This is a genomic window from Streptomyces sp. NPDC054783 (assembly GCF_053611725.1).
Window position 1 is genome coordinate 37,731 of sequence record NZ_JBSHAY010000049.1, and the last position, 12,415, is coordinate 50,145.

The 12,415-nt window shown below is 67.8% G+C and carries 9 protein-coding genes and 4 pseudogenes; 6 read left to right on the forward strand and 7 right to left on the reverse strand.

Annotated features, from left to right (window positions below; translation table 11 throughout):
• Positions 1 to 114: 114 nt before the first annotated feature.
• Positions 115 to 302: pseudogene (locus tag ACWGJ5_RS42765) on the reverse strand (IS481 family transposase); the annotation flags it as partial.
• 125 nt (positions 303 to 427) lie between these two features.
• On the opposite strand from ACWGJ5_RS42765, the gene ACWGJ5_RS42770 reads away from it, so the two are divergent.
• Together ACWGJ5_RS42770 and ACWGJ5_RS42775 are read left to right on the forward strand one after the other, a co-directional pair.
• Positions 428 to 1,591, forward strand: coding sequence for a metallophosphoesterase family protein (locus ACWGJ5_RS42770; RefSeq protein WP_453315014.1), 1,164 nt, complete (start codon positions 428 to 430; stop codon positions 1,589 to 1,591).
• 181 nt (positions 1,592 to 1,772) lie between these two features.
• Positions 1,773 to 2,105 carry a hypothetical protein gene (locus ACWGJ5_RS42775; RefSeq protein WP_453315015.1) on the forward strand — a complete coding sequence of 111 codons (333 nt, stop codon included), beginning with the start codon at positions 1,773 to 1,775 and terminating at the stop codon, positions 2,103 to 2,105.
• A 180-nt stretch (positions 2,106 to 2,285) separates the two neighbouring features.
• Here the strand turns inward: ACWGJ5_RS42775 and ACWGJ5_RS42780 are convergent.
• A pseudogene (locus tag ACWGJ5_RS42780) lies at positions 2,286 to 2,501 on the reverse strand (integrase core domain-containing protein); the annotation flags it as partial.
• A gap of 146 nt (positions 2,502 to 2,647) precedes the next feature.
• The gene (locus tag ACWGJ5_RS42785; protein ID WP_453315016.1) at positions 2,648 to 2,920 is read right to left on the reverse strand and encodes a hypothetical protein; all 273 of its coding nucleotides are present in this window, start codon (positions 2,918 to 2,920) and stop codon (positions 2,648 to 2,650) included.
• Between the two features lie 356 nt (positions 2,921 to 3,276).
• Here ACWGJ5_RS42785 and ACWGJ5_RS42790 point away from each other — a divergent pair.
• A pseudogene (locus ACWGJ5_RS42790) lies at positions 3,277 to 4,362 on the forward strand (integrase core domain-containing protein).
• A 378-nt stretch (positions 4,363 to 4,740) separates the two neighbouring features.
• Here ACWGJ5_RS42790 and ACWGJ5_RS42795 read toward each other — a convergent pair.
• The 4 genes from ACWGJ5_RS42795 to ACWGJ5_RS42810 all read right to left on the reverse strand — a co-directional run bounded on the left by ACWGJ5_RS42795 (position 4,741) and on the right by ACWGJ5_RS42810 (position 8,838).
• The gene (locus ACWGJ5_RS42795) at positions 4,741 to 5,754 is read right to left on the reverse strand and encodes an aldose epimerase family protein (RefSeq protein WP_453315017.1); all 1,014 of its coding nucleotides are present in this window, start codon (positions 5,752 to 5,754) and stop codon (positions 4,741 to 4,743) included.
• 17 nt (positions 5,755 to 5,771) lie between these two features.
• Positions 5,772 to 6,554 (reverse strand): ATP-binding cassette domain-containing protein, encoded by a 783-nt coding sequence (locus tag ACWGJ5_RS42800; RefSeq protein ID WP_361242980.1) that lies wholly within the window; start codon positions 6,552 to 6,554, stop codon positions 5,772 to 5,774.
• Positions 6,551 to 7,585: an ABC transporter permease gene (locus ACWGJ5_RS42805; RefSeq protein WP_453315018.1), complete on the reverse strand. Its 1,035-nt coding sequence runs from the start codon at positions 7,583 to 7,585 to the stop codon at positions 6,551 to 6,553. Before ACWGJ5_RS42805 ends, ACWGJ5_RS42800 begins: the two co-directional genes overlap by 4 nt.
• Before the next feature lie 128 nt (positions 7,586 to 7,713).
• Positions 7,714 to 8,838 (reverse strand): substrate-binding domain-containing protein, encoded by a 1,125-nt coding sequence (locus tag ACWGJ5_RS42810; RefSeq protein ID WP_453315019.1) that lies wholly within the window; start codon positions 8,836 to 8,838, stop codon positions 7,714 to 7,716.
• A 149-nt stretch (positions 8,839 to 8,987) separates the two neighbouring features.
• Here ACWGJ5_RS42810 and ACWGJ5_RS42815 point away from each other — a divergent pair, with 149 nt between their 5' ends.
• The 3 genes and pseudogenes from ACWGJ5_RS42815 to ACWGJ5_RS42825 form a co-directional block, all read left to right on the forward strand.
• Complete coding sequence (locus ACWGJ5_RS42815) at positions 8,988 to 10,046, forward strand: LacI family DNA-binding transcriptional regulator (RefSeq protein WP_453315020.1); 1,059 nt, start codon at positions 8,988 to 8,990, stop codon at positions 10,044 to 10,046.
• On the forward strand, positions 10,039 to 11,100 hold the full coding sequence (locus ACWGJ5_RS42820) for a carbohydrate kinase family protein (protein ID WP_453315021.1): 1,062 nt from the start codon (positions 10,039 to 10,041) through the stop codon (positions 11,098 to 11,100). Before ACWGJ5_RS42815 ends, ACWGJ5_RS42820 begins: the two co-directional genes overlap by 8 nt.
• A 325-nt stretch (positions 11,101 to 11,425) precedes the next feature.
• Positions 11,426 to 11,709: pseudogene (locus ACWGJ5_RS42825) on the forward strand (helix-turn-helix domain-containing protein); the annotation flags it as partial.
• Positions 11,710 to 12,415 lie beyond the last annotated feature (706 nt).

The window sequence follows — 12,415 nt, forward strand, 5'->3', positions numbered from 1 at the left end:
CGTTCGAACGCCCCCCTGACACATTCCGGCGGGTTTAATTCGGATGGACGATGTGGCAACACCGTCAGGGCACCGAACTGCCAGTCTGCACATACGACTTCGCTCCCGGCATAAGATGCGGATCACGTCCTCGTTCAGGTGGACGGTGACGCCTTGGTGGGCATAGCCGCGGCCGACCTGGATGCGCTGTTCGGCGACCATAAGGCCGCCGACGCTGCGGACGGTCCGCTCGGCGATCTGCGCGGCGGGCGGGGCAACAGCGGTGGCAGGCCGGCCAGACGGCCACCTTGCAGCCGTCCACAGCAGGGATGCCGTGGACGCCCTGCCACGAACGGAGTTCACCGAACCGTTGGAACCTGTTTGTGTCAACTGATAGATCGACTGCCTAACGTGCGTTGGCTACTCCCGCCGTGGAAGGACACCGCACATGAGACGCGTCACCAAGATCTCCTCCGCAACTGTCGGCCTGGCCGTCCTCGCAGTCACCGGCACCGCCGTCGCCGCCGCGAACCAGAGCGACAACGACTGGCCCTACGCCCACCACAACGCGGCCTCGTACACCCTCGCGGCTGTCGGCGACATCGCCTGCGAGCCCGACGACGCCGAGAACGCCGCCACCCCGGCGTCGCTCAAGTGCGGCAGCCCCACCCTGGGCGGCATGAGCGCCGAGTTCGCCACCGCCAAGCAGGCCACGGGCATGCACCCCGATGCCGTGGCTCTGCTGGGCGACGAGCAGTACCAGGTCGGCAAGCTGACCGACTTCGAGCAGTCCTTCGAGCAGGCATGGGGCGGCCTGCGGATGCTCGAACGTCCGGCGCCGGGCAACCACGAGTACTACCCGTATGCCAAGAAGGGCGACAACGAGGCCGGGCAGAACGGTGCCGGATACTTCGGCTACTTCAACGGCCACGACCAGGCCGGCGCGCCGGAGACCCAAGGCCAGGCCGGCGACGACACCGCCGACAAGCAGGGGTGGTACTCCTACAACCTTGGCAACTGGCACATCATCTCGCTCAACGCCGAGTGCAACTCCGACGCGTTCAAACACGACTGCTCCACGACGGACAGCGGCCTCCTCGGCCAGGAGACCCAGTGGCTCTCGAACGACCTGGCCGCCAACAAGCGTCAGTGCACGATCGCGTACTGGCACCAGGCGACCTTCAGCGCCACGACGGCCTCCACCGCCACGGTGCCCGCGTCCGCGCCGGGCGCCGACGGTGTCGAGGGTGCAGCGACCGACGCGTGGTGGAAGCTCCTGTACCAGCACCACGCCACGCTCATCCTCAATGGTCACGAGCACGCGTACGCCCGGCTGCGCCCGATGAACCCCGCCGGCCAGTACGACCCGGCCCACGGCATCCCGGAGTTCATCGTCGGCTCCGGCGGCGAGGCCCTCGACACCCTCGCCGGCTCGCCCGGCAACTACGACAACCCCAACGTGGTCACCGCCCAGGCCAGCGCCTTCGGCGTCATGAAGCTCACCCTCAAGTCCCACAGCTACAGCTGGGACTACAAGCCCGCCCTGTCCGGCCCCGGCTTCGACTCCACGGCGCTGCAGTACAGCGACACCGGCAGCGGCACCTGCAACTGAGGCCCCAATCTTCCCTCGCATCTGAGGCGTGGCCACGATCGAGATCAGCTCTGCGGCAGCCGTTGAAGCCACTGCGGCAAGCATCAACCGAGACAAGACAGCCCCACACGACCGTGTCGGATCCCAGGTGATGCTTGACGGTGGGCCTATGGGTTGTCCCATCTCCAGCTACCCTCCGGCCATGGAGCAGGAGCAGGACTACCCCCTTGTCCGCGACGTCTTCCCGGAGCTCGTCACGGAGCTGATCACTCTCCTGGACAACGAAGGAGAACGCGAGCTGGCTATCTGCGCGTGGGATCTTCGTCTGGTTGACGAGTGCCCCTGCGGCGATGACTTTTGCCAGAGCTTCCAGACCGCAGCTCATCCGCAGGGGCAGCCATACGGCGCCGGCCACCGGTGCGTGCCGCTCCTGCCCTTGCGAGGCATGCTGTGCCTGGACGTCGTGGATGGCCGGATCATGTACGTCGAAGTGCTCGATCGGCCGCTCATGCACCGCCGCAGTGAGCGGTCCTGAGGTCGGCCTCGCAATCGACAACTCCACCAGTGCCAATCCCGGCCTCCCCACACACGCCGCAACGACGCGCACAGAAAAGCCGAACACGGCCACTGTCAACCATCAGCTGGGACCGAACTGTCAAACATCACCCGAGATCGGACAAGCCCCACCCGGCCGTGTGCCATTGACGAAGATCGACTACGCCTGGGTCGCGGTCTTCTGCTTGAGGCGTTCGTAGGGTGTCTGGCCGTCGAGGCCGCCGTGGGGGCGATGGTAGTTGTAGTAGTCCTCCCACTCCACCAGTTTGTCGTTGAAGACCTCGGCGTCGTCGATGATGACGCCGTCGAGGAGCCGGTAGAACTCCTCGGCGTCGATGCGGTGGGAGCGTTCGACCTTGCCGTTCATCCGCGGGGTGCGGGAGGCGCGAGGCCGAACCCTGCCGAAGCCCCGGGCGCCCACCCCAGACGACAGCCGGATCACTGACCTGCCTGCGTACGCCCCGACAAGCCGAAACGGTCCGACGGCCTCGAACCGCCGGACCGCCGGACCGCTATGAAAGATCAAGATCCGAAGGTGATGATATACACCGGGCTGTTAGTGCTGCCCTCGTTGTGCACTACCGGACAGGACGTCTTCTGCTCGGTGTCCTTGGTCTTGACCTGAACTCCACAGAACGGCGAGTCGTCCCAGTTCATCGTGTTGATGTTGCTGAGCACGGGGATGTTGTCCCCCCCGCCGTTGTCCTGGGGGCAAGCGCTGGCCACCCCAATGCCGGTGAAGAGGATTCCGCAGGTAGCCGCGGCCACCGCTGCAATCTTCTGGACGGTCCTCATATGTTCTCCTCCGCTGCTGTGCCCCAGATCGGGCAGATACCTGGAGAACGATGCACAAAACAGATCAGAGCATAACGCCATTCATCCTTTGATCACTCCTATGGTCGCATAAGTCATGAAACCTCTTGACGAACTGAGCAGATAAGAGGCCTCGTTGCCTGTCGCGCCCGGCGTGACGCTGCTCAAGCCGTTGAGGTATGCGCCTGTCTACTCGTGGTGACAGTGCCCTCATTCAAGGCGGCAGCGGCATCCTCACCGGCCTCCTCACTGAGCTCCTGAACCTGTGGGGCTCGTTTATTCATCGTTGCTGGTCAAGAGCTTCCGGCTCCAGCCCGCCGGTCTGGGATCATCCCGAGATGATCGCCTCGCTGCTCTACAACATGACCCGTCGACTGCTCTCGGTCCCAACCGTGCTGCTCCGTCGCGAGACTTCGAAGGACGCAGAGTTGTTGGTGCTGCGGCACGAAAACGCGATGCTGCGCCGCCAACTCCTCAGCCCCGTGCGCTACCAGCCTGCGGACCGGCTGTGGCTGGCGGCTCTGCCCTCACTCATACCCCGGCGGCGGTGGACACGGGTCTTCCCCGTCACGCCGGGGACACTCCTGGCCTGACACCGCAAGCTCGTCGCCAAAAAATGGGACTACAACAGGCGGCGCACCACCTCAGGTCGGCCGCCGACCCGGGCCGGGGTGAAGAAGTTGGTGATGCCTCTGGCCAGGGAGAACAGCCGCTGGGGGCATCGCAGGATCCAAGGCCAACTCGCCCGGCTCGGACACCCGATCGCCGCCTCCACGGTATGGGAGATCCTCCATGCCGCGGGTATCGATCCGGCCCCACGCCGCCACGGGCCGACCTGGCGCGAGTTCCTCACCTCTCAAGCCGAGGCCATCATCGCCTGCGGCTTCCTGCACCTCGACACCATCGGGCTCGAGCGCCTGTATGCGCCGGTGTTCCTCGAACACAGCAACCGCCGCCTCCACATCGCCGCCGTCACCTCCCACCCGACCGCCGCCTGGGCCGCACAGCAGGCCAGGAGCGTGGCCTGCGACTTCGACCTCCGCCTTGAGTCGCTGCGGTTCCTCATCCGAGACCGCGACTCCAAATGCACCGAGAGCTTCGACGCCGTCTTCCAGGCCGAGGACCTCGAAATCCTAAAGACGCCACCACGGGCACCAAGGGCGAACGCCCACTGCGAAAGGGTCATCGGGACCCTCCGCCGAGAGGTCCTCGACAGCGTCCTGATCCTCAACGAGGCCCATGCCCACCGCGTTCTCACCGAGTACCAGCGGCACTACAACCAGCATCGCCCGCACCGGGCCCGTAACCAGCTACCGCCGGACGCCCACGAGCAACCCGCCAGCGTGCACAGCCTCGAAGGCCGCAGACTCCTGCGCACTCGAGTCCTCGGCGGCGTCATCAACGAGTACCGATACACGTCCTGAACTGCAGCGATGACTTTTCGAGCCCCACAGGCTCTGCCTCTGAGACCGCCGTCGGCGCGCGCCAGGAGTCAGCGGGCCGCCTCGTCGGTTGTGGCCGCCCGGCTCCTCATCGATCGCACCCAATGGCCGGATCCACCTACGTGGTGGTGCTGCGACCAGTGACACGGGCCGGGATGCACCACTGGCGCCAGTTGGTGGGAAGCGGCGTCGTCACTCGCCGAGCACCAGCCGCTCCAGAGCCGCCTGCGCCCGCGCAGGACTGTGCACGGGCCGCGGCCGCGAGCTCCCGTACCCCGCTCGTCGAGCGTCGTCGGGCGCCGTGAGAGCACCACTGCGGCACGCTCGATGCGACCGTCGCGCGCGTCGGCCCGTCCACTGTCAGGTTGCCGGAGCCGCATAGGCGACGCCGAAGCTGAACTCGCGGCGTCGGCCGGGTTCCAGGGCGAGGGCGGCGGTGTGTTCGGGGCGGTTGAAGGCGTTGGTCATCGTCTCGACGGGTTCGAGTGCGATGGAGGCGCGCCGGTCGCGTGCCAGGGTGTCTCCGGTGAAGACGTGCATGTATCCCCCGTATTGCCAGACCCGCAGTTCCTCGCCGGTCGCCGGATCGGTCAGTACCGTCTCCATCCGGCCGCCGGCGCCGGGGGTGAGGTCCGCGTAACAGGCGTCGACGACCGCGCCGCCGAGTCGCTTCGGTGCCCGGAAGTCCACCTCGGGGCAGTGGTCCAGGGGGAGCGTGGCCGCGGCGCCGGGCAGCGGGATGAGGGATGGGTCGGTGCGGATGAGGGTGTGGGCGGGGATGTGCAGGACCAGGTCGTCGATGGGCCGTGACAGGGTGAAGTAGGGGTGCCAGCCCGCGGCGTAGGGGGCCTTGGTGTCGCCCATGTTTGTAGCGCGGATTTCGATGCTCAACTCCCGTGCCGTGAGGGTGAACTCGACTTCGAGGTCGAGGGCGAACGGGTAGCCGGGGTACCGGCCCGGTCGGATGCTTGTGGTGTTCAGCAGTAGGCGGGCGGAGTCTGGCTTCGTGGTGGCGTGGACGAGTTCGAACGGTGCTTCTCGGGCGAAGCCGTGGTAGATCGTGCGGTCGCCGAGGCGGCCGGGCAGCAGGTCGTGGTCGTGTCCGTCGTAGCGATAGCGGCCGTCGGCTATGCGGTTGGTGAAAGGGGCCATCAGGCCGGCGCGTACGCCGTCCTGGGAGAGGAGTTCCTTTTCGTCGCGGTAGCCGTCCGTCAGCTCCGTCAGCGGTCCGCTGCCTCCGCGTCCAACCTGCCAGTTCAGCAGCGTCGCTCCGCGCAGGGCGAGGACGGCACGTGCCGAATCGTCCGGCGCGGAGACGACAAGGGTGGGTTCACCGCCGAGGCGGTCCTCGACGATCCGGTACTCGGCGGTCATGTTCCCCCGTGTTCCCTTCAGCTCGCTTCGGGGGCGAGCTTCTTCGCGCCCGTCATGATGGCCACCGCGTCCTCCATGGAGTGCGACTGCGGGGTGATGACGCCCGCGCAGCCGCCGAGCCGCTGGATGTGGATGCGGTCGGCGACTTCGAAGACGTTGGGCATGTTGTGGCTGATGAGGATCACGCCGAGGCCCTGGTCGCGCAGGTCGCGGACGAGTTTGAGGACCTGTCCGGTCTCGCGGACGCCGAGGGCGGCGGTGGGTTCGTCGAGGATCACCACCCGGCCGCCGAAGGCCGCGGTGCGGGCGACGGCAACGGACTGCCGCTGGCCGCCGGAGAGCGTTTCCACCGCCTGGTTGATGTTCTGCAGCGTGCCGATGCCGAGCCGTTTGATGTGGTCGGCGGCCTGCTTCTTCATCTCGCCGGTGTCGAGCATGCGGAACACCGAGCCGAGGATGCCCTTGCGGCGGATCTCGCGGGCGAGGAAGAGGTTGCTGGCGATGTCCAGGGCGGGGGCCACGGCGAGGGTCTGGTAGACCGTCTCGATGCCGGCGTCGCGGGCGTCCTGGGGCCGCTTGAAGTGGACCTCCTTGCCGTCGACGAGGATGCTGCCCCGGTCGGGGACGAGGGCTCCGGACAGGCACTTGATCAGCGTGGACTTGCCCGCTCCGTTGTCGCCGATGACGGCGAGGACCTCGCCGGGGTGGAGGGTGAGGTCGACGTCGTTCAGGCCGACGACCCTGCCGAAGACCTTGACCAGGCCCTTGGCCTCGAGAACGGGGGCGGTGGCGGTCGTCACGACTTCACACTCCGGATCCACTGGTCGACGGAGACAGCCGCGATCACGAGGACGCCGACTGCGAGGACTTGGTAGTTCGGGTCGATGCCGGCCAGGGCGAGGCCGTTGACGAAGACCTGGACGATCAGCGCACCGATCAGCGAGCCGAAGACCACTCCGCGCCCCCCGAACAGGCTGGTGCCTCCGATGACGACGGCGGTGATGGACTGCAGGTTGGCGTTGAGGCCGCTGTTGGGGTCGCCGCCGCCGACCCGGCCGACGAGGACCCAGGCCGCCACCGCGATGGTGAGACCGGCCAGCATGTAGGCGCTGAGCAGCACCCGGTTGACGGAGATGCCGGCCAGGCGGGCCGCCTCGATGTCGTCGCCGACCGCGTAGAGGTGGCGTCCCCAGGCGGTGTAGCGAAGGGCGTAGCCGACCACCGCGTACAGGGCGATCATGAGGAGCACGCCGTACGTCAGGTTCAGCTGGCCGAGGGAGACCGTCTGGCCGCTCCACATGAGGATGTTGCCAGGCTGCAGCGCGATCGTCTGGCCCTTGGCGTAGATGAGGGTGATGGCGGTGAAGACGCTGAGGGTGCCGAGGGTGACGATGAAGGGCGGCAGCTTGATCTTGGTCACCAGCAGCCCGTTGACGGCCTGCGCGGCTATCGCGACGACCGCGCCGACCAGCAGTGCGAGCCAGCCGGGCCAGTGGCTGTCCGCGACGAGCTTCGACATCAGCAACGACGCGAGCACCATGACGGCGCCGATCGACAGGTCGATGCCGGCGGTGAGGATGATGACGGTCTGCCCGACGGCGAGCGAACCGATGACCGCCACCTGCTGGGCGACCAGCGAGAGGTTCTGCAACGCGTAGAAGCGTTCGTTCACCAGGGAGAACACCACGGCGGCGAGCACCAGGACGATGGCCGGGCTGAGCGCCGGCTGACGGTGCAGCACCGAGTGGATGCGCTGGCTGAGGGTGGCGGGCCGGTTGAGGAACTCCTCCGCCGGTGCCGGTGCGGCTTGAGGGTCCACGTGAGTGGTCACAGGGGGTCCTTCCGGTGTCATCCCTGGTACGGGCTCATGGGCTCGTGTGGTACGGGTGCGACGCCGGTGCCGTCACGGTGGCTTCCGGCGCCGCACCCGGCTTGGGGCAGTCGCACCCGCTCGGGGCGTCAGCTGCCCCAGCAGGCGGAGGCGGCCTGAGACGGGGACTGCACGGTCAGGCCGCCGAGGGGCTTGGCGGCGGCGAGGGCGGTGCCGGTGTCGTAGAAGGACTTGCCGTTGGTCACGCTGGGCTTGCTGCCGCCGCGGGCCAGTTTGGCGATGGAGCTGACGCCGAGGGCCGCCATCTTGCCCGGGTACTGCACCGCGTCGGCGGCGAACTCGCCGCTGGTGAGGTTCTTCAGGCCGGCGCAGCTGCCGTCGATCGCGTAGATCGCGACGTTCTTCTCCTTGCCGGCCGCCTTGAGCGCGTTGTACGCGCCCTCGCCCGCGGGCTCGTTGATCGCGTAGACGACGTTGATGTCCGGGTTGGCGGACAGGCAGTTCTCCATCGCGGTGCGGCCGCCGTCGATGGCGCCCTGGGTGGGCTGGTGGCAGGCGATGGTGTAGCTGCCGCCCTTGCCGCCGGTGTACTTGCCGGACTTGGCTTCCTTGCCGTTCTCGGTCTTGCTGCCGGGGTCGATGCCCATGCCCTCCAGGAAGCCGTGGTCGCGGTTGATGTCGACGGAGACGACCTGGTTGTTGAACAGGTCGAGCATGGCGATGACTGCCGGCTTGCCGTTCAGGGCGGCCGCGGCGTACTGGCCGTCGAGCTTGCCCGCCTGCTCGTTGTCGGTGGCGTAGGTGATGTCCGCGGTGCTGGGCGGGTTGGGCGCGGTGTCCAGGGCGATCACAAAGAGGCCGGCCTGCTTGGCCCGGTTCAGGGCGGCGTTCACGGCGTCGCCGTTGGTGGTGATCAGGATGCCCTTGTCTCCGCGCGAGATGGCGTTGTCGATGGCAGTGATCTGGGTCTGGGTGTCGCCGTCGGAGTTGCCCGCCGCCACTGTGAGACTCACGTTGTCCTTGGCTGCTTGGGTCTTGGCGTCCTTCTCTATGCTCACGAAGTACGGGTTGGTGAGCGTCTTCAGGATCAGCGAGACGCCCACCTTGCCGCCGCCCGACGCGGACGACGAGGAGCTGCCGTTCGAGGAACCGCAGGCCGCGAGCGTGGCGCCAAGGCAGACGGTGACGCCGATCGCTGCCGCCCGGGTACGCCGACCGCGGCGGCTCGACACCTGGCTGGTGGAGATGTTCATGGCTTGATCCCTTTCGGAGCCGTCCCGTGACCGACGCTGAGACAACGTTGACTGAGCGAGATACTGGGCCTGTATGGACGAGCCCGTCAAGGCGCTGATAGACATGCGTGCGCAACGAGTAGGTAACGCACAACCGGTTGGAGACAACGATGACTCAGGGCGAGGCCGCGCCCCGGTCCACCCGTAGCCGCCCCACCATGCGTGAGGTCGCAGCGCTGGCCGGAGTGGCTATCAAGACCGTCTCTCGCGTGTTCAACGGCGTCCCCACCGTCGACCCGGCGATCGTCGCCAGGGTCCGCGAAGCCGCCGACAAACTGGGTTACCGTCCCAACCTCACGGCCAGCAGCCTGCGCCGCGGCGACGGCCGCACCGCCACTATCGGCATGCTCGTCGAGGACGCGGCGAACCCTTTCTCCGCCGTCCTGACCCGCACCGTGGAGAACGTCGCCCGGGAACGCGGAGTGCTGGTGCTGGTCGGCAGCCTCGACGAAGACCCGGCCCGCGAAAGGGAACTGGCCCAGGCGCTCATCGACCGCCGGGTCGACGGCCTGGTGATCGTCCCCGCGGGACGCGACCAGAGCTACCTGATCAGCGAGCAGCACACCGGCACCCGCATGGTCTTCGTCGACCGCGAGGCCGGCCTGCTCGACGCGGACGCCGTCGTCTCTGAGAACCGGCAGGGCGCCGTCACCGCCATCAACCACCTGCTGAAGGCCGGCCATCGCCGCATCGCCTACCTCGGCGACCAGGCGTCCATCCCCACCGCCGCCCAGCGCTTCGACGGCTACCGGCACGCCCTGGAAGTCGCGCACATCGAGTACGACGACGAGATCGTGCGCCATGTCGGGTCCAGCGAGGAGGCCGCCATCGCCGCGACCGAGCAGGTCCTGTCCCTGCCCGATCCGCCGACGGCGCTGTTCACCAGCCAGAACTTCGTGACCATAGGCTCCGTCCGGGCGCTGCGCGCCATGGGTCTGCAGGACACCGTCGCCCACGTGGGCTTCGACGACTTCCCCCTGGCCGACATCCTCAGCCCGGGCATCTCGGTCATCGCCCAGGACGTCGAGCAGGTGGGCAGGACAGCCGCCGAGATGCTCTTCGCCAGGCTGGACGGCGACGAGTCGCCCGCCCGCACCGTCACCGTGCCGACCCGGCTGATCGAGCGGGGCTCCGGCGAGATCACAGCCGAAGGACCGTGCCATGACTGAACCTGCGGGGCTGCCCCCGGCCGTGACCGTGATCGGTGAAGCACTCATCGACCTGGTCCAGCTCGACATCCCCGGGGACTACCGGGCCCGCCCCGGCGGCAGCCCGTTCAACGTCGCCGTCGGCCTGGCCCGGCTCGGACACCGCATCGCGCTCATGGCACGCCTGGCCGACAACACCTTCGGTCGCATACTCCGCACCCAGGCTGAGGCCGAGGGCATCGACCTGACGCACGCCCCAGCCGCCGCCGAGCCCACCACGCTCGCCGTGGTCTCCATGGATCCGGAAGGCCGCGCAAGTTACGACTTCTACCTGGACGGCACCGCGGACTGGCAGTGGACCGATGCGGAGACCGCCCGCGCCCCGCAGAACACCGCCGTACTGCACTTCGGCTCGGTCGCCTCCTGGACCCCGCCGGCCGCCGAGCACATCCACTCCGCCGTCCAGCGCCTGCACGCCGGCGGTACGACGCTGATCAGTTACGACCCCAACGTCCGCCCCGCCCTCCTGGGCGACCCGGCGCGCGGCAGGCAAGCCGTCGACCGCAGTGTCGCCACCGCTCACCTGGTCAAGGCCAGCCGCGAGGACGTCGAGTGGCTCTACCCCGACACGCCCATCGAGCGGATCGCCGCCCACTGGATGGAACTGGGCGCGCTCCTTGTCGTCATCACCGACGGCCCCGACGGGGCTCACGCCTTCCACACCCGTGCGGGAAGCCTGAGCCGGCCCGGCCGGAAGGTCGCGGTGGTGGACACCGTCGGCGCGGGCGACGCGTTCGCCGCCGGACTGCTCGGCGCGCTGCTCCGCCACGGCCTGAACACCCCTCGCGCACTGGCCACGGCCGACCCCGGCGTGCTGACGATCGCCATGGACGACGCGATCCTCGTCTCCGCGCTGACCTGCGAGCGCCAGGGCGCCGACCCGCCCAGCGCCCTGCCCCGCCCCGACCTGCCAGCCCAGGCGCCCCTGGCGGTGACGGATCTGGGCTTCGCCGGCGGCACCGGCCGGGACGAGCCGGACAGTCAGACGCTGGAGGCCATGAACGGCGGTCATTGATACGGAACCGAGTCCCGGCGCCCGCGATCAGGGTGGGTTCGAAGCGGGTGGGTCTGTCGTCGGCTGCCGGCGGTCCAGAGGGCTCCGCACGCCCTCGAACCGTGGGCTTGCCTTCTCGATCACCGTCCCTGAACGGCTGTTGCGCGCGTCGGTCCGGGCGTCGATCCAGCCCTCGGCCGCAGCCGCCGTGGGCCCCAGACAAATAGCCACGAGCTTCGGCACCCCTGCATAGCCGCGGCCAAGTTCGCCGCACGGCGGTGATGTGTCGGTCTAAAACTGACGATCACCGTTGTCACCTGGGTCTCCGATCACTACGGAGATCCCCATGCCAACGTCCACGCCCACCACCCCGCCGCTTGACCGTGAAGCCAAGCGGCGCCTGGCCGTCATACGCCACGTCGAAGAGGTCACCGGTAACGTCGCGATGTCCTGCCGGTACTTCGGGATCAGCCGGCAGGCGTACTACACCTGGTACCGCCGTTACCAGGCCGAGGGCGTCGAGGCCTGCGCACCCGCTCCAAGGCACCGAAGAACTCTCCGAACGCCACCCACGTCGAGGTGATCAGGAAGATCATCTACCTGCGGCTTGGCGTGCTGGGCCAGCCAGAGCACCATCTCCTTCGCGCCCTCGGCCGGCCGGGAGGTGGTGCCGCGGCCCCGGCCGAAACTGCGCACGAGATTCGGCTTCAGTACCTTGCGCTCGCGCCAGACGCGCAACTGCTTGAGCGTCACGGTCGCGTCGTGGGCCGCCGCGTTTTGGTTCGGCCTCGCCGTCCTGGGACTGGGTTGCTTGCCACGACTTGCGCTGGCGCTCACGCACGTGCTCACCGTCATGGTCGCCCTGTGCCACCGGAGCAGCGGCCGTCGGCGCGAGGCCCGGGAAATCTCCCTCCGACACCCACTCATGCGGTCACCAGAATCCGCCCCGGCACGGCGTGGTAGAGGTGGCCGCGGTACCTGAACCTGAGAAGCCCCTTCCACCGAGAGCATTTATCAAGACTCAGGCTGAGGATTTCCTGACACAGGCCCGGCACGCCGGGCTCCCACATCGACGTCGTCGACAGCGGTCATACCCTCGATGTACGAACACCAGGCCGACGTAACGTCGATCGCGCAGCCATAGCGCTGAACAGCCTCAGACCCGACACCCGTCCCCTGCCCTATCTGGCAAGAGCCTAGACGACACATTTGAGATTCCGGGATTATCTGTGACTGGGGCGGGGACTGTAAATCGTTCGGTGTAACTCCCGATCATGGAAGATGCATCGATGACCAGTGAGAACGTGGCCAAGGACGAGGGTGTCGAGTCCGCAGC